Annotated in this window: 20 protein-coding genes; 16 read left to right on the forward strand and 4 right to left on the reverse strand. The window is 70.4% G+C overall.

Features of this window, described 5'->3' with window-relative positions; translation table 11 throughout:
- Nucleotides 1-4: 4 nt before the first annotated feature.
- Entirely contained in the window at nt 5-544 is a 540-nt protein-coding gene (locus KIH31_RS09080) for a hypothetical protein (protein ID WP_214426745.1), read from the forward strand.
- A gap of 10 nt (nt 545-554) precedes the next feature.
- On the opposite strand, the gene KIH31_RS09085 is transcribed toward KIH31_RS09080, so the two are convergent.
- Entirely contained in the window at nt 555-1,676 is a 1,122-nt protein-coding gene (locus KIH31_RS09085; RefSeq protein WP_214426746.1) for an Rv2578c family radical SAM protein, read from the reverse strand.
- Between the two features lie 65 nt (nt 1,677-1,741).
- Between KIH31_RS09085 and pcp the strand changes: the two genes are divergently transcribed.
- Together pcp and KIH31_RS09095 are read left to right on the forward strand one after the other, a co-directional pair.
- On the forward strand, nt 1,742-2,386 hold the full coding sequence (pcp, locus tag KIH31_RS09090) for a pyroglutamyl-peptidase I (RefSeq protein ID WP_214426747.1): 645 nt from the start codon (nt 1,742-1,744) through the stop codon (nt 2,384-2,386).
- Nucleotides 2,387-2,492: 106 nt separating this feature from the next.
- Entirely contained in the window at nt 2,493-3,995 is a 1,503-nt protein-coding gene (locus tag KIH31_RS09095) for a long-chain fatty acid--CoA ligase (protein WP_214426748.1), read from the forward strand.
- On the opposite strand, the gene KIH31_RS09100 is transcribed toward KIH31_RS09095, so the two are convergent.
- Nucleotides 3,976-4,458, reverse strand: coding sequence for a DUF4157 domain-containing protein (locus KIH31_RS09100; RefSeq protein ID WP_214426749.1), 483 nt, complete (start codon nt 4,456-4,458; stop codon nt 3,976-3,978). The genes KIH31_RS09095 and KIH31_RS09100 overlap by 20 nt on opposite strands.
- A gap of 84 nt (nt 4,459-4,542) precedes the next feature.
- Between KIH31_RS09100 and pheS the strand changes: the two genes are divergently transcribed.
- On the forward strand, nt 4,543-5,604 hold the full coding sequence (pheS, locus tag KIH31_RS09105) for a phenylalanine--tRNA ligase subunit alpha (protein WP_214426750.1): 1,062 nt from the start codon (nt 4,543-4,545) through the stop codon (nt 5,602-5,604).
- A 1-nt stretch (nt 5,605) separates the two neighbouring features.
- On the forward strand, nt 5,606-8,134 hold the full coding sequence (gene pheT, locus KIH31_RS09110) for a phenylalanine--tRNA ligase subunit beta (protein WP_214426751.1): 2,529 nt from the start codon (nt 5,606-5,608) through the stop codon (nt 8,132-8,134).
- Between the two features lie 123 nt (nt 8,135-8,257).
- On the opposite strand, the gene KIH31_RS09115 is transcribed toward pheT, so the two are convergent.
- A complete protein-coding gene (locus tag KIH31_RS09115; protein WP_214426752.1) occupies nt 8,258-9,223 on the reverse strand; it encodes a quinone oxidoreductase in 966 nt (321 codons plus the stop codon).
- 134 nt (nt 9,224-9,357) lie between these two features.
- Between KIH31_RS09115 and KIH31_RS09120 the strand changes: the two genes are divergently transcribed.
- From KIH31_RS09120 to KIH31_RS09170, 11 genes are all read left to right on the forward strand, one after another.
- Nucleotides 9,358-10,785, forward strand: a complete 1,428-nt coding sequence (locus KIH31_RS09120; protein ID WP_214426753.1) for an MFS transporter — start codon at nt 9,358-9,360, stop codon at nt 10,783-10,785.
- Nucleotides 10,786-10,825: 40 nt separating this feature from the next.
- Complete coding sequence (gene argC / locus KIH31_RS09125; RefSeq protein WP_214426754.1) at nt 10,826-11,869, forward strand: N-acetyl-gamma-glutamyl-phosphate reductase; 1,044 nt, start codon at nt 10,826-10,828, stop codon at nt 11,867-11,869.
- Nucleotides 11,866-13,035, forward strand: coding sequence for a bifunctional glutamate N-acetyltransferase/amino-acid acetyltransferase ArgJ (gene argJ / locus KIH31_RS09130; RefSeq protein WP_214426755.1), 1,170 nt, complete (start codon nt 11,866-11,868; stop codon nt 13,033-13,035). Before argC ends, argJ begins: the two co-directional genes overlap by 4 nt.
- An 11-nt stretch (nt 13,036-13,046) precedes the next feature.
- Nucleotides 13,047-13,949: an acetylglutamate kinase gene (gene argB / locus KIH31_RS09135; RefSeq protein WP_214426756.1), complete on the forward strand. Its 903-nt coding sequence runs from the start codon at nt 13,047-13,049 to the stop codon at nt 13,947-13,949.
- A 95-nt stretch (nt 13,950-14,044) separates the two neighbouring features.
- Nucleotides 14,045-15,328 (forward strand): acetylornithine transaminase, encoded by a 1,284-nt coding sequence (locus tag KIH31_RS09140; RefSeq protein WP_214426836.1) that lies wholly within the window; start codon nt 14,045-14,047, stop codon nt 15,326-15,328.
- Nucleotides 15,325-16,287, forward strand: coding sequence for an ornithine carbamoyltransferase (gene argF, locus KIH31_RS09145; protein ID WP_214426757.1), 963 nt, complete (start codon nt 15,325-15,327; stop codon nt 16,285-16,287). Before KIH31_RS09140 ends, argF begins: the two co-directional genes overlap by 4 nt.
- Entirely contained in the window at nt 16,288-16,800 is a 513-nt protein-coding gene (locus KIH31_RS09150; RefSeq protein ID WP_214426758.1) for an arginine repressor, read from the forward strand.
- Nucleotides 16,801-16,866: 66 nt separating this feature from the next.
- A complete protein-coding gene (locus tag KIH31_RS09155; protein WP_214426759.1) occupies nt 16,867-18,069 on the forward strand; it encodes an argininosuccinate synthase in 1,203 nt (400 codons plus the stop codon).
- Nucleotides 18,066-19,502, forward strand: coding sequence for an argininosuccinate lyase (gene argH, locus KIH31_RS09160; RefSeq protein ID WP_214426760.1), 1,437 nt, complete (start codon nt 18,066-18,068; stop codon nt 19,500-19,502). Before KIH31_RS09155 ends, argH begins: the two co-directional genes overlap by 4 nt.
- Nucleotides 19,503-19,651: 149 nt before the next feature.
- On the forward strand, nt 19,652-20,212 hold the full coding sequence (locus KIH31_RS09165; RefSeq protein WP_214426761.1) for a pyridoxal 5'-phosphate synthase: 561 nt from the start codon (nt 19,652-19,654) through the stop codon (nt 20,210-20,212).
- Between the two features lie 22 nt (nt 20,213-20,234).
- A complete protein-coding gene (locus tag KIH31_RS09170) occupies nt 20,235-20,990 on the forward strand; it encodes a maleylpyruvate isomerase family mycothiol-dependent enzyme (RefSeq protein ID WP_214426762.1) in 756 nt (251 codons plus the stop codon).
- On the opposite strand, the gene KIH31_RS09175 is transcribed toward KIH31_RS09170, so the two are convergent.
- On the reverse strand, nt 20,987-21,472 hold the full coding sequence (locus KIH31_RS09175) for a DUF4442 domain-containing protein (RefSeq protein WP_307857592.1): 486 nt from the start codon (nt 21,470-21,472) through the stop codon (nt 20,987-20,989). The genes KIH31_RS09170 and KIH31_RS09175 overlap by 4 nt on opposite strands.
- Nucleotides 21,473-21,492 lie beyond the last annotated feature (20 nt).

Below are 21,492 nucleotides of genomic sequence, written 5' to 3' on the forward strand. Positions count from 1 at the left end.
TCCTATGTCCGATACCCAGCGTTTTCCCGGCGCGCTGAAGGCGGCCCTGCGTACCGCCACCCTCGTCGCCGTCCTCGGGCTCTCCGCGACCGCCGCGACCCCCGCCCTCGCCGCTCCGGTGAGCACGCCGGCCGCGGTGCAGCCCGCACAGTCCGCCCCGACCCGGGCCATCCCGCAGTACTGGTACGCCGGGTGCGAAGTGACCCCGCTCACGCCCCGCTTTGCCTACTACGGTTACCACCACCGCCGGGTGATCGATTATCCCGTGCGCGTGAGCTGCCAGCCCTACCGCACCATCTGGGTGGATCAGGAGTTCTGGCAGCTGAACCGCAACCGCGGCTGGTACCTGGGACACCAGACACATCAGTACCGCTTCGGCCGGTACGGCGGAACCGTTGAGATCCACTCCTACCGCTACCTCGAGAACACCCACTCGCGGTACGAGGCCGTCTACCAGCGGGCCCGGTACCAGGTGGAGTACAACCACCACTGGTCCTACTGGAGCCGGTGGGAGTGGAGCCGCACCGCGTACATCCGCTACTGAGCCCGGTTCGCTAGAAGAGCGTCGGCTCCGGGACGGCGCGGCCGGCGGGACGGGCAGCAGCCCGCTCGCGGACCGCCCCGTCCCGGACGCCGGCGCTCGACCGTGCGGCCGGCGTGCCGTCGGGAATTCCGTCCCCGAGGGCCGAGTGGCTGAAGCCGGCTGACCCGGCGAACCCGTGCCGCGCCTTGAAATACCGGACCCGGCCGGCAAGCCACTGCCGGTATTCCTTCGAGGCGTAGGCGCCGGAGGAATACAGGCGCCGGTATCTGCCCACCAGCGCCGGGCGCTCCCGGGCGAGCCATTGCAGGAACCACTCGCGGGTCCCGGGCCGCAGGTGCAGGGCACCGGCGCTGACTCCTGTCGCTCCGGCGGCCGCCAAGGCGCCGAACAGGGAGTCGAGCGCCTCGTCGCTGTCGGTCAGCCACGGCAGGACCGGCATCGCCATCACCCCGCAGGGAAGGCCCGCCTCGCGCAGCCGGGAAATGAGCTGCAGCCTCGCGCGGGGGCTCGGGGTTCCCGGCTCGATCGCTTTCGCCAACGCGGCGTCCGTGAGCGCAAGCGAGATGCCCATCCCCACCTCCACCTGCTCGCCGGCGGATTTCAGCAGCGGGATGTCCCGGGCCAGCAGGGTGCCCTTGGTCAGGATTGAGAAAGGGGTGCCCGAGCCGGCCAGCGCCTCGATGATTCCGGGCATCAGTTCGTAGCGGCCCTCGGCGCGCTGGTACGGGTCGGTGTTTGTGCCCAGTGCCACGTGGTGCCGGCCCCACGACGGCTTCGACACCTCCCGCAGCAGCACCTGCGGGGCATTGACCTTCACGATGAGCTGGCTGTCGAAATCCATTCCCGCGTCCAGGTCCAGATAGGTGTGGGTCTTGCGGGCGAAACAGTAGACGCAGGCGTGGCTGCAGCCGCGGTACGGGTTGATCGTCCAGCTGAACGGCATTCCCGATGTCGGGGGCACCTTGTTCAGGACCGACTTCGCCGCCACCTCATGGAAAGTGATCCCGGCAAATTCCGGCGTGGAAACGGACCGGACCAGGCCCGCCAGCGGCAGCAGCGCCGGAGCCGAGGGCGGGCTGCCGCCTGGATCAGCGCTTTGCTGCCGATTGGTCTCCTGGCTTTCCCACCTCATGCCCCCATTCGAACATATCTTCTAATGTCCGGCAACGGGGGCGCGCCCGGGGCTAGGCTGGAGCGATGATCCTTCTCACCGGCTTCGAGCCCTTCGGCGGCGAAGCCGTCAATCCGTCCTGGCTGGCCGCCGAAGAGGCGGCCCGGATCCTGCGCGCGGAAGGCCTCGACGCCGTCGCCGTCCAGCTGCCGTGCGCCTTTGGCCGCTCACTCGAGGTCCTCGCGGCGGCGGTGGCGGAGCACCGGCCCGCACTGGTGGTCAGTGCCGGCCAGGCCGGGGGCCGCGCGGCCGTGTCGCTGGAGCGGGTGGCGATCAACTGCGACGACGCCCGGATCCCGGACAACGCCGGCGCCCAGCCGGTGGACGAGCCGGTCGAGCCGGCCGGCCCGGCGGCATGCTTCTCGACCCTGCCTGTCAAGGCTGCGCTGCAGGCCCTGAGGGCGCAGGGCATTCCGGCGGAGGTCTCGCAGACGGCAGGCACCTACGTGTGCAACCACGTCTTCTACGGGCTGATGCGGCTGGCGGAGTCCGTTTCCTGGCCCATGCGCGGCGGATTCGTGCACGTGCCGTTCGCTCCGGAACAGCTCCCGCCGTCGGACACCCGCCCTTCGCTGCCAGTCGGGACCATGGCGGCAGCGCTTGCCGGCGTCGTCCGCACCGCGCTGGCCACCACGGAGGACCTGAAGATCCCCGCCGGCGCAACGCACTGAGACTTCTCCGGCGGCCGGCTGGTCCGGCGGCTTGTGCCGGCGCTACCGGCGGGTAACAATGCCAGTAGCGGGCGACGGGGCCCGCACGGACATCGAGGAGTGCTTCATGACGAACCTGGCATCGATTCTCGCGGAATCGGCCGCCGCGCACCCGGAGGCGGTGGCCATCAAGCTCGACGACGTCGAAGTCAGCTACGCCGCCCTGAACGACCTGAGCGCCCGGGTCGCCGGTCTCCTGCGCGGCCGCGGCGTCCGGGCCAGGGACCGGGTTGCCCTGGTCAGCCCTAACCTCCCGCAGATGCCCGCGGTCTATTACGGCATCCTCCGGGCCGGAGGGGTCGTCGTCCCGCTGAACCCGTTGCTCAAGGCCCGGGAAGTGGCCTACCACCTCTCGAACGCCGGAGCGCGCCTGGTCTTCGCCTGGGAAGGGGTGGCCGGGGAGGTGGAAGCCGGGGCCGCGGAGGCCGGCGCCGAGGTCATCAGGATCGACGGCGGTTTCCAGGAGCTGCTGGCCGGTGCGGACCCGCTGTTCGAGGTCGCTGCCGCGGAGCCCAACGACACGGCCGTGATCCTCTACACCTCGGGCACCACCGGCAGGCCCAAGGGAGCCGAACTGACGCATGAGAACCTGCTCGCGAACGCAACCGTGAGCCGGGACCTGTTCGACTTCGGAGTCGGCGAGGTGCTCTTCGGCGGTCTGCCGTTCTTCCACATTTTCGGCCAGACCTGCGCGCTGAATGCCGCCATCCTGGCAGGGGCCACCGTCACCCTGCTCCCGAGGTTCGATCCGGTGCGGGCGCTGGAGATCATCGAGCGGGACCGGGTGGGCATCTTCCTCGGCGTGCCGACGATGTACATCGCGCTGCTCCGCGTGCCGGACCGGCATAAGTACGACACCTCGTCCCTCCGGCTGGCGGCCTCGGGAGGGGCAGCCCTGCCGCTGGAGGTGCTGCGCGAATTCGAGTCGACCTTCGACGCGACGATGCTGGAAGGGTACGGCCTTTCCGAAACCTCCCCGGTGGTCTGCTTCAACCAGCGGGACGGCATCCGCAAGCCCGGCTCGATCGGCACAGCTGTCCGCGGCGCGGAACTGAAAGTGGTCGACGAAACGGGCCAGGAAGTCGAGCCGGGCAACGTCGGGGAACTGGCGGTGCGGGGCGGCTACGTGATGAAGGGGTACTGGAACAACCCGGAAGCGACGGCGGCGGCAATCCCGGACGGCTGGTTCCGCACCGGTGACCTGGCGCGGATGGACGACGACAAGGTGTTCTTCATCGTGGACCGGAAGAAGGACATGATCCTGCGCGGCGGCTACAACGTGTACCCGCGCGAGGTCGAAGAGGTCCTTTACGAGCACCCCGCCGTGGCCGAGGCCGCGGTGGTCGGGCGGCCGGACGAGCTCAACGGCGAGGAGATCGTCGCCGTCGTCGCGCTCAAACCCGAAGCGGCGGGCGGGGACAAGGACGCGCTCGCCGGGGAGATCCAGCAGTTCGTCAAGGACCGCATCGCCGCCTACAAATACCCGCGCAGCGTGCTGATCGTGGACGCACTGCCCAAGGGGCCGACGGGCAAGATCCTCAAACGCGAAATTACCGTCCCGGGCGCGTAGGTTTCAGGTCGCCGGCCCGGCGTCCCGCTGTCCTCCGGCGGCGGGGCCCGCGCCGCCTGACCGCGTTCTCGCGGTAACCGCCGGCCGCCAGCCCGGCGTCGCGCTCGAAGAAGTTGCGCAACCCGGGATCGCCGGTGCGCCACAGCGACCACACCGCGCACACGGCATAGGCGGGAAGGAACGGCAGGCCCAGGCAGGCGGCGTACTGGCTGCTGTGCCGTGCCTCGTGGGCGAGTAAGGCCGGGTTGTCCGCCACGAATGCCGCGTCCCGCCGGATGAGGATAACGTTGCCCACGGTGAACGCTGCCGCGTGCGGCAGCGGCGCGCGGTATCCCTCGGCGAAGAACAGCCCGTCGGGTCCACGCCGGATGCTGCGGCAGGTTGCCCGCGCCAGGCCCAGTCCCAGCGGGGTGCTCAGATTGACGGCGTTCAGGATCTGCCGGGCCGCGCTGAAGGCACTCATCCCGCGATCGTAGCCGCCCGGGCCGCGGGGTCCGGTCAATTAGACTGGCTGAGGAAACTTCACCGACTCCTAGGTAAGAAGCTGATGTCTGAACCCACTTCCGGCGTCGCGCTCCAGGACCCCCTGGACGAGACCGCCATCAATGCCGCCGTCGAGGACGCCATCGCGGCGATCGCGGCGGCGTCGAACCTTGACGAACTGAAGGCAGCGCGCCTCGCCCACACGGGCGAGAAGTCGCCCCTGAGCCTGGCCAACCGGGCCATCGGCAAACTGCCCGGGGACCGCAAGGCGGCCGCCGGGAAGCTGATGGGCGCCTCCCGCGGCAAGGTCAACCAGGCGCTGGCCCGCCGCACCGAGGAGCTCGAAGCCGAGCGCGACGCGCGGATCCTCGTCGAGGAGGCCGTTGACGTGACCGCCGCGCCCCGCCGCCGGCGCGCGGGCGCCCGCCACCCGCTGTCCGTGCTGCAGGAGCGCGTGGCGGACGTCTTCGTCGGCATGGGCTGGGAGATCGCCGACGGGCCCGAGGTGGAATCCGAGTGGTTCAACTTCGATGCCCTGAACTTCCCGCCGGACCACCCGGCGCGCGAAATGCAGGACACTTTCTTCCTGGAACCCGCCGAAGCGCACCTGCTGCTGCGCACCCACACTTCCCCGGTGCAGGTCCGCTCGATGCTCGAGCGCGACGTGCCCATCTACGTCCTGTGCCCGGGCAAGGTCTTCCGCACCGATGAGCTCGATGCCACGCACACCCCGGTGTTCCACCAGTTCGAAGGCCTGGCCATCGACAAGGGCCTGAGCATGGCGGACCTGCGCGGAACGCTGGAGCATTTCGCCCGCACCATGTTCGGCGAGGAAGCCAGCATCCGGCTGCGCCCGAACTTCTTCCCGTTCACCGAACCCTCGGCCGAACTGGACATCTGGCACCCCGGTGCCAAGGGCGGCCCGCGCTGGATCGAGTGGGGCGGCTGCGGCATGGTGCACCCGAACGTGCTCCGCGCCGCGGGCATCGACCCGGACGTGTACTCCGGCTTCGCCTTCGGCATGGGCATCGAGCGCACGCTCATGTTCCGCAACGAGGTCCTCGACATGCACGACATGATCGAGGGCGACATCAGGTTCAGCGAACACTTCGGGATGGAGATCTAAGGTGCGTATCCCTCTTTCATGGCTGCGCGAGTACGCCCAGGTGCCGGCGGAGGCGACCGCCGAGGACGTGATGGCCGAACTGGTCAAGGTCGGCCTCGAAGAAGAAGCCGTCCACCGGCCCGGTGACGCGATCTCCGGACCCGTCGTCGTCGGCAAGGTCCTCTCCAAGGAGCCCGAACCCCAGTCCAACGGCAAGACCATCAACTGGTGCCAGGTCCAGGTCGCGCCCGAGGGCGAAACGGCCGCCGACGGCGGCAGCTACATCCACGGCATCGTCTGCGGCGCCCACAACTTCGAGCCCGGAGACAAGGTCGTGGTGACCCTGCCCGGGGCGGTGCTGCCCGGGGACTTCCGGATCGCCCCGCGCAAGACCTACGGCCACGTCTCCGACGGCATGATCGCCTCCGTGCGCGAGCTGGGCATCGGCGAGGACCATGACGGCATCCTGGTGCTCAGTACCATCGGCCTCGACCCGGAGATCGGCCAGGATGCGCTGCCGCTGCTGGGCCTTGACGACCAGGCGGCCGAGATCAACGTCACCCCGGACCGCAGCTACTGCTTCTCCATCCGCGGTGTTGCCCGCGAGTATGCCCACGCCACCGGAACCGCCTTCACGGATCCGGCTGCCACGGTCACGGTGCCGGCCCTGAAGGATGCCGGTTACCCGGTGCGGATCGACGACAAGGCTCCGATCCACGGCCGGACGGGCTGCGACAGGTTCGTCGCCCGGGCCGTGCGCGGGGTCAACCCGTCCGCGCCCACCCCGCCGTGGATGGCCTCGCGCCTGCGGCTGGCCGGGATGCGGTCGATCTCGTTGGTCGTCGACATCTCGAACTACGTGATGCTCGAACTGGGCCAGCCGCTGCACTTCTACGACCTGGACAAGCTGACCGGGGACATCGTGGTGCGCCGCGCGCACCCGGGGGAGACCATCAGGACCCTCGACGCATCCGAGCGCAAGCTCTCCGACGAGGACCTGCTCATCACGGACGCCTCCGGCGCCATCGGCGTCGCCGGCGTGATGGGCGGAGCCAGCACGGAAGTCTCCGGCAGCACGGTGAACGTGCTGATCGAGTCCGCGCATTTCGAACCCGTGAGCATCGCCCGGTCCTCCCGGCGGCACAAGCTCTTCTCCGAGGCCTCCAAGCGCTACGAGCGCGGCGTGGACATCGCGGTGGCTCCGATCGCGGCCCAGCGCGCGGTGGACCTGCTGGTTGCCCTCGCCGGAGGCACCGCAGACGGCGCCGTCACCGACGTGCACACCCTGCCGGACGAGACGGAGATCTTCCTGCCGGCCGACTACACGGCGGCGAGGATCGGCATGGAGTTCACCGAGGAGCAGATCCTCGGCAGCCTCACCGACCTCGGAGCGACGGTCACCCGCGCCGACGGCGGCTTCCGGGTGGCGGTGCCCAGCTGGCGCCCGGACCTGCGGATCAAGGACGACCTCACCGAGGAAATCGCCCGGCTGGTCGGCTACGACAAGATCCCGGCGACCCTGCCCGTGGCCCCTCCCGGCCGCGGGCTCACCCGGGTCCAGCAGCAGCGCCGCCGCGTGATGCAGGCACTCGCCGACGCCGGCCTGACGGAGGTGCTCTCCTACCCCTTCGTGAGCAAGAGCTCCAACGACGTCTTCGGCACTGCCGAGGCCGGAGCGGAGCGCAGCGCGGTCAAATTGGTCAACCCGCTCAGCGACGAACACGCGTTCCTGCGCACTTCGGTGCTGCCGGGCCTGCTGGAGGTCCTCAAGCGCAATGTGGGCCGCGGCTTCCGTGACCTGCAGCTCTACGAGGGCGGCCTGGTGTTCCTGCCCGGCGAGACCCTCGGTTCGCCGGTGCTGCCGGCCGCAGCCGAGCGCCCCTCGGACGAGGTGCTGGATTCGCTCATTGCAGGCATCCCGGAGCAGCCGCAGCACCTCGCAGCGGTCTTCACCGGCGCGGACGCCCCTGCTGCGCCCGGACACGCAGCGCGGCCGCTGGACTGGGCCGACGCCCTCGACGCCGCCAAGCTCGTCGCCGGGGTCCTCGGCGTTGACCTGGTGGTCACGGCCGGCGCGCACCAGGCGTTCCACCCCGGCCGCACGGCGCAGTTGTCGCTGCGCAGCGGCGAAGCTGTCGGCGTCGCCGGTGAACTGCACCCGAAGCTGCTCGCCTCGCTGGACGCGCCGGCCCGGACCGCCGCGCTGGAACTGGACCTCGACGTGCTTTTCGCTGCAGCGCCGGACGTGATCGTCGGGCGCCCGATCTCCACGTTCCCGGTCGCCACCCAGGACGTCGCGCTCGTGGTCGACGCCGCGGTCCCGGCCGGCGAGGTGCTCGAAACGCTGCGGGAGGGAGCCGGCGAGCTGCTCGAGGACGTGGCCCTGTTCGACGACTACCGCGGCACGGGCATCGAGCCCGGCAAGAAGTCGCTGGCCTTCGGCCTGCGCTTCCGTGCCGCTGACCGGACCCTGACGGCGGACGAGGCATCGGCGTCGCGCGCCGCCGCCGTCGCCCTGGCCGCGGAACGGCACGGCGCCGTCCAGCGCTGATCCGGCCAGTGCTGATCCGGACAGCCGAAAGGCCGCTAACGGCGGGCTTTGCTCACGCAAAGCCGCCGTTAGCGGCCTTTCGCGCACCCGGGGATGCGCCTTACGGCTGAGGGGATCAGCGGCTCAGGGGACCAGCAGCACCTTGCCGGTCGTCTTGCGGCCCTCCAGGTCACGGTGCGCCTGGGCGGCGTCCGCCAGCGGATACCTCGCACCGATCCGGACGTCGAGGGCGCCGGAGGCCGCGGCGTCGAAGATCTCCTGCGCACGCCAGCGCCGCTCCTGCGGGTTGCGCAGGTAGTGCACCATGGTCGGCCGGGTCAGGAAGAGCGAGCCGCCGGAGTTCAGCCGCTGGATGTCGAACGCGGGCACCGGACCCGAGGCGGCGCCGAAGAGCACCAGCATGCCGCGCACCCGCAGGCTCGCGAGCGAGCCGTCGAAGGTGTCCCGGCCGACGCCGTCGTACACCACGTCCACGCCCTCACCGCCAGTGAGCTCGCGCACCTTGTCCGCGAAGCCTTCGTACCGCAGCACGACGTCGGCCCCGGCGCCCTTGGCCAAGGCTTCCTTCTCGTCGGTGGACACCGTGGTGATCACGCGCACGCCCTTGGCCTTGAGCAACTGGGTGAGCAGCAGGCCGACACCGCCGGCGCCCGCATGCGTGAGCACGGTCTGTCCCGGCTCGACCCGGAACGTGGAGTTGATCAGATAGTGGGCGGTCATGCCCTGCAACGGAAGCGCGGCAGCGACCTCGTCGCTGACCCCGTCCGGCACCGGAAGGGCCTTGTCCGCTTCGATCACGGCGCACTCGGCGTACGTGCGCGAGCCCTGGGCGGTGGCCACCCGGTCACCCACCGCGAAATCCTCCACGCCGTCGCCCACGGCCACGACAGTGCCGGCAGCTTCCCCGCCCGGGGTGAAGGGGAACGGAACGTTGTAGATGCCGGTGCGCTGGTAGGTTTCGATGAAGTTCACGCCCGCGGCGGCGACCTTGATCAGCAGTTCGCCGGGACCGGCAACGGGCTGGTCAACCTCGGCAAGTTCCAGGACTTCGGGACCGCCCGCCTCGCGGGCGACAATGGCTTTGGTCATGATGTGGCCTCCTGTCGTTTCGTTGCACTCGCCCTCCATCGTAAGCGTGCTTCCTGTACGGACCGCGGGACGCCGTTTCGGCGCGGGCGGCCCGCAGGTCACAATGGGGCGATGACCACCTCCCTTCCGCGCGCATGAGCAGCGCCCCGGCAGCCGCCCGTTTCGATCCACGGCTGGCCCTGCTGGTGGCGGCTGCCTTCTTCATGGAGTTCCTGGACGGAACGGTGCTGGTGACGGCGATCCCCAGCATCGCCGCCGACTTCGGCAGCGCTGCCGCGGACGTCGGCATCACGATGACCGCCTACGTGGTCACCGTCGCCGTCGGGATCCCGGTGAGCGGATGGCTGGCGCAGCGCTTCGGTGCCCGCCGGATCTTCAGCCTGGCCGTGGCCGTCTTCACCACAGCTTCCCTGCTCTGCGCGCTCAGCCCGTCCCTGCCGCTGCTGACGGCGGCCCGGGTGCTGCAGGGGGCCGGCGGCGCCATGATGGTTCCGGTCGGCACGCTGGCGGTGCTGCGCGGCACCCCCAAGCAGGATCTGCTGCGCGCCACCGCCTTCCTGGTCTGGCCGGGACTGCTGGCTCCCGTCCTCGCCCCGGTGGTGGGCGGAGTGTTCACCACCTACCTGTCCTGGCACTGGATCTTCCTCATCAACCTTCCGCTTGGCGCCGTCGCTTTCGCGGCGTCCCTGCGGCTGGTTCCGGCCGGGGGCGGGGACGGTGCCCGGCGGCTCGACTGGCGGGGGCTGCTGCTGACCATGACGGGCGTCGGTGCGATCGTGATCGGCCTGGAGCTGGCGGCCGGTCCGTCGGCCCCCGGGCTGAGCGCCCTGCTGCTGGTCGGCGGCGCGGCCGCGCTGGCAGCCGCGGTCCGGAGCATGCGCCGGACCGCCGAGCCGCTGTTCGACCTGGACGTGTTCGGCGCGCGCACCTTCCGGGCGACGTCGACCGGCGGCTTCGTGTACCGGCTCACCATCAGCGCGGTGCCGTTCCTGCTGCCGCTGCTGTTCCAGACGGGCTTCGGCTGGAACCCCCTGCACGCCGGGGCGATGGTCGCGGCGCTGTTTCTGGGCAACATCGCCATCAAGCCGGCCACCACTCCGATCATCGTGCGCTGGGGCTTCAAACCCGTGCTGGTGTTGGCCTCCCTGGCCTCGGCCGGAACCTTCGCCGCGTGTGCTTTCCTCACTGCGGCCACTCCCGAGCCGCTTGTTTTCGTGCTGCTCGCAGCCAGCGGAGCGTTCCGGTCGATCGGCTTCTCCGCCTATGCCTCGGTGCAGTACGCCGATGTCGACGGCGCCCGGATGCCCTCCGCGAACGTGCTTTCGGCCACGCTGGTGCAGCTGGCCGCCGGCACCGGAATTGCGGTCGGCGCGCTGTCGCTGCGCCTTTTCGGGACCGGTGTCCACGCAGCCGCAGGGCCGTTCCGCGGGGCGTTCCTGACGCTGGCGGTGCTGATGCTGCTGAGCACCGCCGACTCCCTGGCGCTGCCGTGGCACGCCGGGTCGGCCGTCACCGGCAAGCGCACCGGCGGACGGGGAACCGGGCCGGAGGTTTCTGCATAATTATCGGGCGAAATGAATAGTTTTGCTGTATAGTGGGGCCATGACGATTTCCGTTGCCGTGTCCGGCGCGAGCGGCTATGCAGGCGGCGAAGTCCTGCGGCTGCTCGCCAACCATCCGCAGGTCACGATCGGCGCCATTACGGCGCACAGCAATGCCGGTTCCAGACTAGGGGAGTTGCAGCCGCATTTGCACTCCCTCTCCGATCGGCTGCTCGAAGAAACCTCCGTGCAGAACCTGGCCGGGCACGACGTCGTCTTCCTGGCCCTGCCGCACGGAGCCTCCGCGGCGATCGCCGCCGAGCTGCCGGAAGGCACCCTGGTCATCGACGCGGGTGCGGACCACCGGCTCGAAGACGCGCAGGCCTGGGAGAAGTTCTACGGCTCCGCGCACGCCGGCACCTGGCCCTACGGGCTGCCCGAACTGCCGGGCCAGCGGGAGAAGCTCCGCGGCGCCAGGCGGATCGCCGTCCCGGGCTGCTACCCGACCAGCGCGCTGCTCGCCCTCGCCCCCGGGTTCGCCCGCGGGCTGCTGCTGGCGGACGACGTCGTGATCGTCTCGGCGTCGGGTACCTCCGGCGCGGGGAAAGCCGCGAAGGTGAACCTCATCGGCTCCGAGGTCATGGGCTCGATGAGTCCCTACGGCGTCGGCGGCGGGCACCGGCACACCCCGGAAATCGAACAGGGCCTCTCCAACGCGGCAGGTGAGCCCGTGTCGGTGTCCTTCACCCCGACCCTGGCCCCGATGAGCCGCGGCATTCTCACGACGGCGACCGCCAAGGTGGCGCCGCAGGTCGCCAAGGGGCTCGACGTCCAGGAGCTTCGGCAGGCTTGGGCGGATGCCTACGAGGACGAGCCGTTCATTCACCTGCTGCCGGAGGGTCAGTGGCCCTCGACCAAATCCGTGCAGGGGTCCAACCATGTGGCGCTGCAGTTGGCCTACGACTCGCATGTGGGCCGGGTGATTGTCAGCTGCGCTATCGACAACCTGACCAAGGGGACCGCCGGCGGCGCCGTGCAGTCCATGAACATCGCGCTGGGCTTCGACGAGACGGCCGGCCTGAACCAGCAAGGAGTGGCACCGTGAGCATCACCGCACCCCAGGGATTCCGCGCAGCAGGCGTCACCGCCGGACTGAAGGCGTCCGGCAAGCCGGACCTGGCCCTCGTCGTCAACGACGGGCCCTCCAAGAGCGCCGCGGCCGTCTTCACCTCCAACCGGGTGGCCGCCGCTCCCGTGCACTGGTCCCGCCAGGTCGTCACAGACGGACGCGTCGACGCTGTCGTGCTCAATTCCGGCGGTGCGAATGCCTGCACCGGGGCGCAGGGCTTCCAGAACACGCATGCCACCGCGGAAAGAGTGGCGGCGGTGCTGGGCGTCTCGGCCGGCGACGTCGTCGTCTGCTCCACGGGCCTGATCGGCGAGCAGCTGCCGATGGACAAGCTGTTGCCCGGCGTGGACGCAGCCGCGGCAGCCCTCGACGCCGACGGCGGGTCCGGCGCGGCGGAGGCGATCATGACCACCGACACGGTGGCCAAGCAGGCCGTGTACCGGGGCACCGGCGCCGACGACGGCGCCGGGTACACCATCGGCGGCATGGCCAAGGGTGCCGGCATGCTCGCCCCTGGCCTGGCCACGATGCTCGTCGTCATCACCACCGACGCCGAAATGGCCCCCGAGGGCCTGCAGGTCGCGCTGCGCGACGCCACCCGCGTGACGTTCGACCGGACGGATTCGGACGGCTGCATGTCCACCAATGACACGGTGGTGCTGCTGGCTTCCGGCGCCTCCGGCGTCACCCCTGACCACGTGGAGTTCACCGTCGGCCTGCAGCAGGTCTGCGCCGACCTCGCCCGCCAGCTGATCCGCGACGCCGAGGGTGCCAGCCACGACATCGCCATCACGACCGTCAATGCCGCGAGCGAGCGCGACGCCGAGGTCGCCAGCCGGGCGGTGGCGCGGTCCAACCTCTTCAAGACCGCCATTTTCGGCAACGACCCCAACTGGGGCCGCGTGCTCTCCGCCGTCGGCACCACGGACGCCGTGTTCGAGCCGGACCAGCTGAATGTGTCGATCAACGGGGTGCAGATCTGCCGCAACGGCGGTATCGGCGACCCCCGCGACCTGGTGGACCTGAGCGGCCGCGAGGTCACCGTGGAGATCGATCTGCAGGCCGGCGGCGCGTCCGCGACGATCTGGACCAACGACCTCACGCACGAGTACGTGCACGAGAACAGCGCCTACTCGAGCTAGGGAAGAGGACGATGAGCGACTCCGTGGAAACCGCGCAGGACAAGGCGGTCACCCTGATCGAGGCGCTGCCGTGGATCCAGCGCTTCTCCGGCAGCGTCATGGTGGTCAAGTACGGCGGCAACGCGATGGTCAGCGACGAGCTCCGCCGGGCCTTCGCCGAGGACATGGTGTTCCTGCACCACGTCGGCATCCGGCCGGTCGTGGTCCACGGAGGCGGCCCGCAGATCAACGCCATGCTGGACCGGCTCGGCATCGAATCCGAGTTCAAGGGCGGCCTGCGGGTGACGACGCCGGAGGCCATGGATGTGGTCCGGATGGTGCTCACCGGGCAGGTCGGCCGGGAGCTGGTCGGCCTGATCAACTCGCACGGCCCCTACGCGGTGGGCCTGTCCGGCGAGGACGGCGCACTGCTGCAGGCCCAGCGCACGGGGACCGTCGTCGACGGCGAGGAAGTGGACCTGGGCCAGGTGGGCGAAGTGGTGGGTGTGAATCCGTCGGCCATCCTCGACATCCTGGACGCCGGCCGGATCCCGGTGATCTCGACGGTGGCGCCGGAGCTCGGGGACGCGTCCTCGGTGCTCAACGTCAACGCTGACACCGCCGCGGCGGCCGTGGCGGTGGCGCTGAACGCCTCCCGCCTGGTGATCCTGACCGACGTCGAGGGCCTGTACCGCAGCTGGCCGGACAAGTCCTCGCTGATCTCCTCGATCAAAGCGGGGGAGCTGCGCGAGCTGCTGCCGGGACTGCAGTCGGGGATGATCCCGAAGATGGCCGCCTGCCTGAAGGCCGTCGACGAGGGCGTGGCGCGCGCGGCGATCGTGGACGGGCGCAGCGCACACTCCATGCTGCTGGAAATTTTCACCGATGCCGGGATCGGCACCCAGGTGGTGCCTGACGAGGAGGATGACGTATGACCGGGAACGCGGATAGCACGCTGCCTACGCAGCAGCCGGTTGCCTGCCCCAAGATGCCCGCCGACCCCGGGCAACCGGCTGCTGCTCCGGCGAAGATGCCCACCGACCCCGGGCAGCCAAAGCCTGCTCCGGCAGAGACGCCTGGCGCGGCCACGGCGGCGGAGCTGGCCCATGTGGGGGAGGCCAGCGGCGCGCAGTGGCTGCAGCGGTACTCTTCGTCGCTGATGGGAGTGTTCGGCACTCCCCAGCGCGTGCTGGTGCGCGGGGCCGGGTGCCTCGTCTGGGACGCGGACGGGAAGGAGTACCTGGACCTGCTCGGCGGGATCGCCGTGAACGCGCTGGGCCACGCCCACCCGTTTGTCACCTCGGTCATCTCCAGCCAGCTGGCGACGCTCGGCCACGTCTCCAACTTCTTCACCAGCCCCACCCAGATCGCCCTCGCCGAGAAGCTCCTGCAGCTGGCGGGCGCTCCGGCGGGATCCAAGGTGTTCTTCGCGAACTCGGGCACCGAGGCGAACGAGGCCGCGTTCAAGCTGGCGCGGCGCAACTCCGGACCGGGCCGCACCAGGATCATTGCGCTTGAGGGCGCCTTCCACGGCCGGACCATGGGCGCGCTCGCCCTGACGGCCAAGGAGGCCTACCGGACGCCGTTCGAACCGCTGCCCGGCGGCGTCGTGCACATCCCGTTCGGCGACGTCGAGGCCCTCCGCGCCGCGGTCGACGACACAGTCGCAGCCGTCTTCCTGGAACCGATCCAGGGCGAGGCGGGCGTCCGGCCGCTGCCCGAGGGCTATCTGCGGGCGGCCCGGGAGGCGACGACGGCCGCCGGTGCGCTGCTGATCCTGGACGAAGTCCAGACCGGCATCGGCCGCACAGGCAAGTGGCTGGCCTCCGCCGACGCCGGCATCGTCCCCGACGCGGTGACCCTGGCCAAGGGTCTGGGCGGCGGCTTCCCGATCGGCGCGCTGATCACCTACGGCGAGCAGACCTCGCACCTGCTCACTGCCGGCCAGCACGGCACGACCTTCGGCGGCAACCCGGTGGCCACCGCGGCGGCGCTGGCCACACTGCATGCGATCGAGTCCCAGGGCGTGATGGAGAACGCACGCCGCGTCGGCGAACAGCTGCGCACCGCCCTCGCCGCCGTGGACCACGTGACCGAGGTGCGCGGCGAAGGCCTGCTGATCGGCTTCGACCTCGACGCCGACATGGCGCCCGCGGCGGTCAACGCTGCCCTTGACGCCGGGTTCATCATCAATGCGCCGGGGCCGCGCACCATCCGGCTCGCCCCGCCGCTGATCCTCACCAGCGCCCAGGCGGACCAATTCGTCCAGGCGCTGCCGAACATCCTCGCCACCGCGATTGGAGCCATCGAATGACCCGCCATTTCCTCGTCGACACCGACCTCAGCCCGGCCGAGCAGGCCGAGGTCCTGGACCTCGCCGCGGCCATGAAAAAGGACCGCTACGGCTACAGCCCGTACGCCGGTTCGGACACCGGACGCAAGACGGTCGCGGTGATCTTCGACAAGACCTCCACCCGTACCAGGGTCTCCTTCGCCGCCGGCGTCGCCGACCTCGGCGGGGTGCCGCTGATCATCGGCTCCGGCGAGTCGCAGCTGGGCCACAAGGAGTCGGTGGCCGACACCGCCAAGGTCCTCGAGCGCATGGTCGACACCATCGTCTGGCGGACCTACGCCCAGTCCGGCCTCGAAGAGATGGCCGCGCACTCCCGGGTGCCGGTGATCAACGCCCTCTCCGACGACTACCACCCCTGCCAGCTGCTCGCGGACCTGCTGACGGTGCGCGAGCACAAGGGCACGCTCCAGGGCCTGACCATGGTCTACCTGGGCGACGCGGCGAACAACATGGCCAACTCCTACCTGCTGGCCGGGGTCACGGCCGGGATGCACGTGCGGATCACCGGTCCGGAGGGCTACCTGCCCTCTCCGGACGTGGTCGCCGCCGCCGAGGTGCGCGCCGCGGAAACCGGAGGGTCCGTGCTCGTGACCACCGACCCGGCTGCCGCCCTGGACGGGGCAGACGTCGTCGCCACGGACACCTGGGTGTCGATGGGGCAGGAAGACGAGAAGGCTGCGCGCACGGAGATCTTCCGCCCGTACAGCGTCGACGAGGCCGCCCTGGCCCGCGCCGCGGACGATGCCATCGTGCTGCACTGCCTGCCCGCCTACCGCGGCTACGAAATCAGTGCCGGCGTCATCGACGGGCCGCAGTCCGTGGTCTGGGACGAGGCCGAGAACCGGCTGCACGCCCAGAAGGCGCTGATGGCCTGGCTGATGCACCGTTCCTCGCTCGCCACGGTCCAGGGCCTGGACTGAATGCGGCCGCTCAGCCCCGCCACGAAGACCGCCCGGCAGGCGAGGATCACCACTATCCTCACCGGCCGTGCCGTCCGCTCGCAGGCCGAGCTCGCCGCGCTGCTGGCCGATGAGGGCGTCCAGGTCGGCCAGGCGACCCTCTCCCGGGACCTGGTCGAGCTGCGCGCCGTGCGCGTCCGGGGCGCCGACGGAGGCCTCGTGTACGCGGTGCCGGCCGAAGGCGGCGGGAAGGCGCCGCAGAGCGGCATGAGCCAGGAGCTGCTGGACAGCCGGCTGGTGAAGCTGTGCGGGGAACTGCTCGTCACGGCCGAAGCCTCCGGCAACATCGTGGTGCTGCGAACCCCGCCCGGCGCCGCGAACTTCCTGGCCCTGGCCATCGACCACTCGGTGATGCCCTCGATCCTGGGCACCATCGCCGGGGACGACACCGTGCTGCTGGTCACCCGCGACCCGGCCGGGGGAGCCGACGTCGCCGCCCGGTTCCTGCGCATGGCCGACGAAGGGTCCGGCTGACCGGCCGGCACCGCGCACCCGATATTCTGACTACAAACCACCCCACCTCAATCCAAGGAGCTTTTCGTGACTGACCGCATCGTTTTGGCCTACTCCGGTGGCCTTGACACTTCCGTAGCCATCGGCTGGATCGGCGAAGCCACGGGCGCCGAAGTCATCGCCGTCGCCGTCGACGTCGGGCAGGGCGGCGAATCGCTGGAGACCGTGCGCCAGCGCGCCCTGGACTGCGGGGCCGTCGAGGCCTACGTGGCCGATGCCCGCGACGAATTCGCCGCCGAATACTGCATGCCCGCGCTGAAGGCGAACTCGCTCTACATGGACGCCTACCCGCTGGTTTCCGCGCTCTCCCGGCCCGTGATCGTCAAGCACCTGGTCGCCGCCGCCCGCCAGTTCGGCGCCACCACCGTCGCGCACGGCTGCACCGGCAAGGGCAACGACCAGGTCCGCTTCGAGGTCGGCATCCAGACCCTGGGCCCGGACCTGAAGTGCATCGCCCCGGTCCGCGACCTGGCGCTCACCCGCGACAAGGCCATCGCCTTCGCCGAGGAGAAGAACCTGCCGATCGAGACCACGAAGAAGAACCCGTTCTCGATCGACCAGAACGTCTGGGGCCGTGCGGTGGAGACAGGCTTCCTCGAGGACATCTGGAACGGCCCGACCAAGGACATCTACGACTACACCGCCTCCCCGGAGTTCCCGCCGGCCGCGGACGAGGTCGTCATCACGTTCAAGGAGGGCGTGCCGGTGGCCATCGACGGCGTCGCCGTCACCCCGCTGCAGGCCATCCAGGAAATGAACCGCCGCGCCGGTGCCCAGGGTGTGGGCCGGATCGACATCGTCGAGGACCGTCTGGTGGGCATCAAGAGCCGCGAGATCTACGAGGCCCCCGGCGCCATGGCGCTGATCGCCGCGCACAAGGAACTCGAAAACGTCACCGTCGAGCGCGAGCAGGCCCGGTTCAAGAAGACCGTCGGCCAGCGCTGGACCGAGCTGGTCTACGACGGCCAGTGGTTCTCCCCGCTCAAGCGCTCCCTCGACGTGTTCCTCGATGACACCCAGAAGTACGTCTCCGGCGAGATCCGGATGGAACTGCACGGCGGCCGCGCCACCGTCACGGGACGCCGCTCCGGAACCGCGCTGTACGACTTCAACCTCGCCACCTACGACACCGGCGACACGTTCGACCAGTCCATGGCCAAGGGCTTCATTGAAATCTACGGCCTCTCCTCCAAGGTCGCCTCCGGCCGCGACCAGCGCGCCGGACAATGACCAGCGGCACGAACGAAGGCGCGCTGTGGGGCGGCCGGTTCGCCGGCGGCCCCGCGGACGCGCTGGCCGCGCTGAGCAAGTCCACCCAGTTCGACTGGCGGCTGGCGCTGTACGACATTGCCGGGTCCAAGGCGCACGCCCGCGTGCTGCACAAGGCCGGGCTGCTCGATGACGCCGAGCTGGCCGGCATGCTCGACGCCCTCAACCGGCTTGAGGCGGACGTCCGCTCCGGCGCCTACACGGCGGCCGAATCGGACGAGGACGTGCACGGCTCCCTCGAGCGCGGCCTGATTGAGCGTGCCGGCGTGCAGCTGGGCGGCAAGCTGCGGGCCGGCCGGTCCCGCAACGACCAGATTGCCACGCTGGGCCGCATGTACCTGCGCGACCACGCGCGCATCATCTCGCGCGGCGTGCTCGAGACGGTGCGGGCACTCGTGGAGCAGGCGAAGGCGCACGCCGGGGTGGCCATGCCGGGCCGGACCCACCTGCAGCACGCCCAGCCGGTGCTGCTCAGCCACCACCTGCTCGCCCACGCCTGGGCGCTGCTGCGCGACGTGCAGCGGCTGGCCGACTGGGATAAGCGCGCGGCGGTCTCGCCCTACGGGTCCGGGGCCCTCGCCGGATCCTCGCTCGGCCTGGACCCGGAAGCAGTGGCCGCGGACCTGGGCTTCGCCTCCGCGGTGCACAACTCAATCGACGGCACCGCCTCCCGCGATGTCTTTGCCGAGTTCGCGTGGGTCGCGGCCATGATCGGCGTCGACCTGTCCCGGATCAGCGAGGAAGTCATCCTCTGGGCCACCAAGGAGTTCTCCTTCGTGACGCTCGACGACGCATTCTCCACCGGCTCATCCATCATGCCGCAGAAGAAGAACCCGGATGTGGCCGAGCTGGCCCGCGGCAAGGCCGGCCGGCTGATCGGCGACCTGACCGGACTGCTGGCCACACTTAAGGGCCTGCCGCTGGCGTACAACCGGGACCTGCAGGAGGACAAGGAGCCGGTGTTCGACGCGACGGACACGCTCGAGGTGCTCCTGCCGGCGGTGTCCGGCATGATCGCCACGCTGACCTTCAACACCGAGCGGCTCGAATCCCTCGCGCCGCAGGGCTTCGCCCTGGCCACCGACATCGCCGAATGGCTGGTGCGCCAAGGCGTGCCGTTCCGCGAGGCCCACGAGCTCTCCGGCGCCGCCGTCCGCACCGCGGAGGCGCGCGGCGTCGAGCTGTGGGACCTGACGGACGAGGAATACGCCGCCATCTCCGGGCACCTGACTCCCGCGGTGCGGGAGGTCCTCACAGTGGAAGGCTCCCTCAACAGCCGCAACGCACAGGGCGGCACGGCGCCCGCCGCCGTGGAGCGGCAGCTCGAGGCGCTGGAGCGCGAACTGGCTTCGGTCGCGGCCTACGCCGGACAGGAATCCGCCGGGGCGTCCTAGCCCCCGGGCCTGCAGGCAACCGACGGCGTCCGCCCCCATCCGGGACGGGCGCCGTCGGTTTTCCCGGCTGTTGGCTTTCCCGGCTGTTGGCTTTCCCTGCTGTTGGCTTTCCGGCAGTGGGCATGCCGGGCGGTCGCTATGCTGGCGGCATGGCACAGACCCTCCGCGAGCAGCTCCGCGCGCTGCCGGACTTCCCCGAGAACCTGCCGTCGTTCGAGCCGGACCAGGCGCCGGAGGAACCGGGCCCGCTGTTCCTGCGCTGGCTGGACGAGGCAATCGCCGCCGGGCTGCGGCAGCCGCACGCGATGAGCCTGGCGACCACGGACGCCGCAGGCCGCGTGTCCTCGCGGATGCTGATCCTCAAGGACCTCGACGCCGACGGCTGGCACTTCGCCACCAGCCGGACCTCGCGCAAGGCCTCCGAACTCGACCAGCAGCCGCGTGCCGCGATGAACTTCTTCTGGGCCGACCTTGGCCGCCAGGTGAGGGTGGCCGGAGCGGTCACGCCGCTCTCCGCCGAAGCATCGGAGCGTGACTGGCAGGACCGGCCCGGGGCAGACGGGAGCCCGAACCCCGAGTGGCAGCTGTACGCCCTCCGGCCGGCGGAAGTTGAGTTCTGGCAGGGCAGCCACGACCGGAGGCACCTCCGGCTCCGGTATGTCGCCGATGGCGGCCGCTGGCGCAAGGGACGTCCAGGCCGCGAGGAATGACCGCGGACAGTAGGCTGTGCTCATGACTGCAGCGAACAACAGCGCCCGGGCCGCCGACGCCCACCTCACCGCCCAGGTCGCGGCCGCGGCCTCCGAATGTCTGCGGGTGGTCGCTGCCCTCAGCGACGATGAGCTCCGGGCCCCGTCCGGGCTGCCGGACTGGACTCGCGGGCACGTGATCGCCCACGTGTGGGGGATCAGCGAAGCGATGACGCGCCAGTTCGAGCATGCGCGCCGGGGCGCCTCCGTCGAACTGTACGACGGAGGCTACGAGGGCCGCACGCGCCGCATCGAGGAGGGCGCTGCACGGCCCGCCGCCGAACAGCGGGAGCGTCTCGGCACGGCGCTGACGACCGCGGTCGACACGCTCGCCGGCCTGGCCCCTGAGGACTGGGAGCGCGGCATCAGCTTCCGTTCCGGTGTGGTGCGCGACGGCGTCTTCGCCCTGTGGCGGGAGCTGGTCATCCACACTTCCGACCTGAAGGCCGGGAACACCCCCGCCCAGTGGACGCCCGAGTTTTGCCGGCACCTGCTGGGCTTCCTCGAACCCAGGGTGCCGGAGGCCGAGACCTTCGTGCTCGAGCCCGACGGGGGCCCTGTGCTGCACCTGGGAAGCGGTGCCCGCACCGTCCATCTGGCCGGGACGCTCACCTCCTTGGCGACCTGGATGGCGGGCCGGGCGCCGCTGGGGACCGTGACAGCCCGCTCGGAGGATGGCCCCGCTTCGCTGCCCGGGCTGGCGCCCTGGCCGGCGGGCGTGCCCGTGCCGCAGGACTAGCTGCTGCGGGGAACCAGGGCAGCCGCGTGCCGCTTACGGCGCACGTACACCTGTTTGCGGACCCGTGCCACGACGTCGCCGTCCGCGTCGGTGACGTCCACCTCAAACCATTCGAGCACCTTGCTGCCGTCGGCGGCCGCGGTGCGGAGGACCTCCAGTTGCTCCTCGGTGATGGCAAAGGTGGCGCTGACGTCCCCGCGCCCGGGCTTGAGGAACTCGATTTCGGCCGCGCGGTCCCAGACGACGTGCCGGTCACCGAGATGGCGCATCACCAGCATCATCCAGAACGGGTCCGTCATGGCGAACAGCGAGCCGCCGAAATGCACACCCGCCACGTTGCGGTTCCACCAGTGCTCCCGCAGCCGGACCGTGATCCGCAGGAAGTCGGCGCTGATGGAGGTGATCCTGATGCCGGCGAAGGCCAGCGGCGGCCACAGGTTGACCTGGAGCCGGACAAGCGCGGGATGAGCGGAGCGTTTCACGGGCCCAAGCGTAGCTATGT

It is taken from the genome of Paenarthrobacter sp. DKR-5 (assembly GCF_018531425.1).
Lineage (GTDB): Bacteria > Actinomycetota > Actinomycetes > Actinomycetales > Micrococcaceae > DKR-5.

Bases quoted from the DNA above. Each gene is read 5' to 3' on its own strand.
- pheS (WP_214426750.1), top strand. From the start codon at position 4,543: ATGTCTGAACCCACTTCCGGCGTCGCGCTCCAGGACCCCCTGGACGAG.
- argB (WP_214426756.1), top strand. From the start codon at position 13,047: ATGAGCGACTCCGTGGAAACCGCGCAGGACAAGGCGGTCACCCTGATC.
- KIH31_RS09170 (WP_214426762.1), top strand. From the start codon at position 20,235: ATGACTGCAGCGAACAACAGCGCCCGGGCCGCCGACGCCCACCTCACC.
- KIH31_RS09120 (WP_214426753.1), top strand. From the start codon at position 9,358: ATGAGCAGCGCCCCGGCAGCCGCCCGTTTCGATCCACGGCTGGCCCTG.
- argF (WP_214426757.1), top strand. From the start codon at position 15,325: ATGACCCGCCATTTCCTCGTCGACACCGACCTCAGCCCGGCCGAGCAG.
- KIH31_RS09095 (WP_214426748.1), top strand. From the start codon at position 2,493: ATGACGAACCTGGCATCGATTCTCGCGGAATCGGCCGCCGCGCACCCG.
- KIH31_RS09150 (WP_214426758.1), top strand. From the start codon at position 16,288: ATGCGGCCGCTCAGCCCCGCCACGAAGACCGCCCGGCAGGCGAGGATC.
- KIH31_RS09115 (WP_214426752.1), bottom strand. From the start codon at position 9,223: ATGACCAAAGCCATTGTCGCCCGCGAGGCGGGCGGTCCCGAAGTCCTG.
- argC (WP_214426754.1), top strand. From the start codon at position 10,826: ATGACGATTTCCGTTGCCGTGTCCGGCGCGAGCGGCTATGCAGGCGGC.
- KIH31_RS09140 (WP_214426836.1), top strand. From the start codon at position 14,045: ATGCCCACCGACCCCGGGCAGCCAAAGCCTGCTCCGGCAGAGACGCCT.
- KIH31_RS09080 (WP_214426745.1), top strand. From the start codon at position 5: ATGTCCGATACCCAGCGTTTTCCCGGCGCGCTGAAGGCGGCCCTGCGT.
- KIH31_RS09165 (WP_214426761.1), top strand. From the start codon at position 19,652: ATGGCACAGACCCTCCGCGAGCAGCTCCGCGCGCTGCCGGACTTCCCC.
- KIH31_RS09100 (WP_214426749.1), bottom strand. From the start codon at position 4,458: ATGAGTGCCTTCAGCGCGGCCCGGCAGATCCTGAACGCCGTCAATCTG.
- KIH31_RS09085 (WP_214426746.1), bottom strand. From the start codon at position 1,676: ATGAGGTGGGAAAGCCAGGAGACCAATCGGCAGCAAAGCGCTGATCCA.
- argH (WP_214426760.1), top strand. From the start codon at position 18,066: ATGACCAGCGGCACGAACGAAGGCGCGCTGTGGGGCGGCCGGTTCGCC.
- pcp (WP_214426747.1), top strand. From the start codon at position 1,742: ATGATCCTTCTCACCGGCTTCGAGCCCTTCGGCGGCGAAGCCGTCAAT.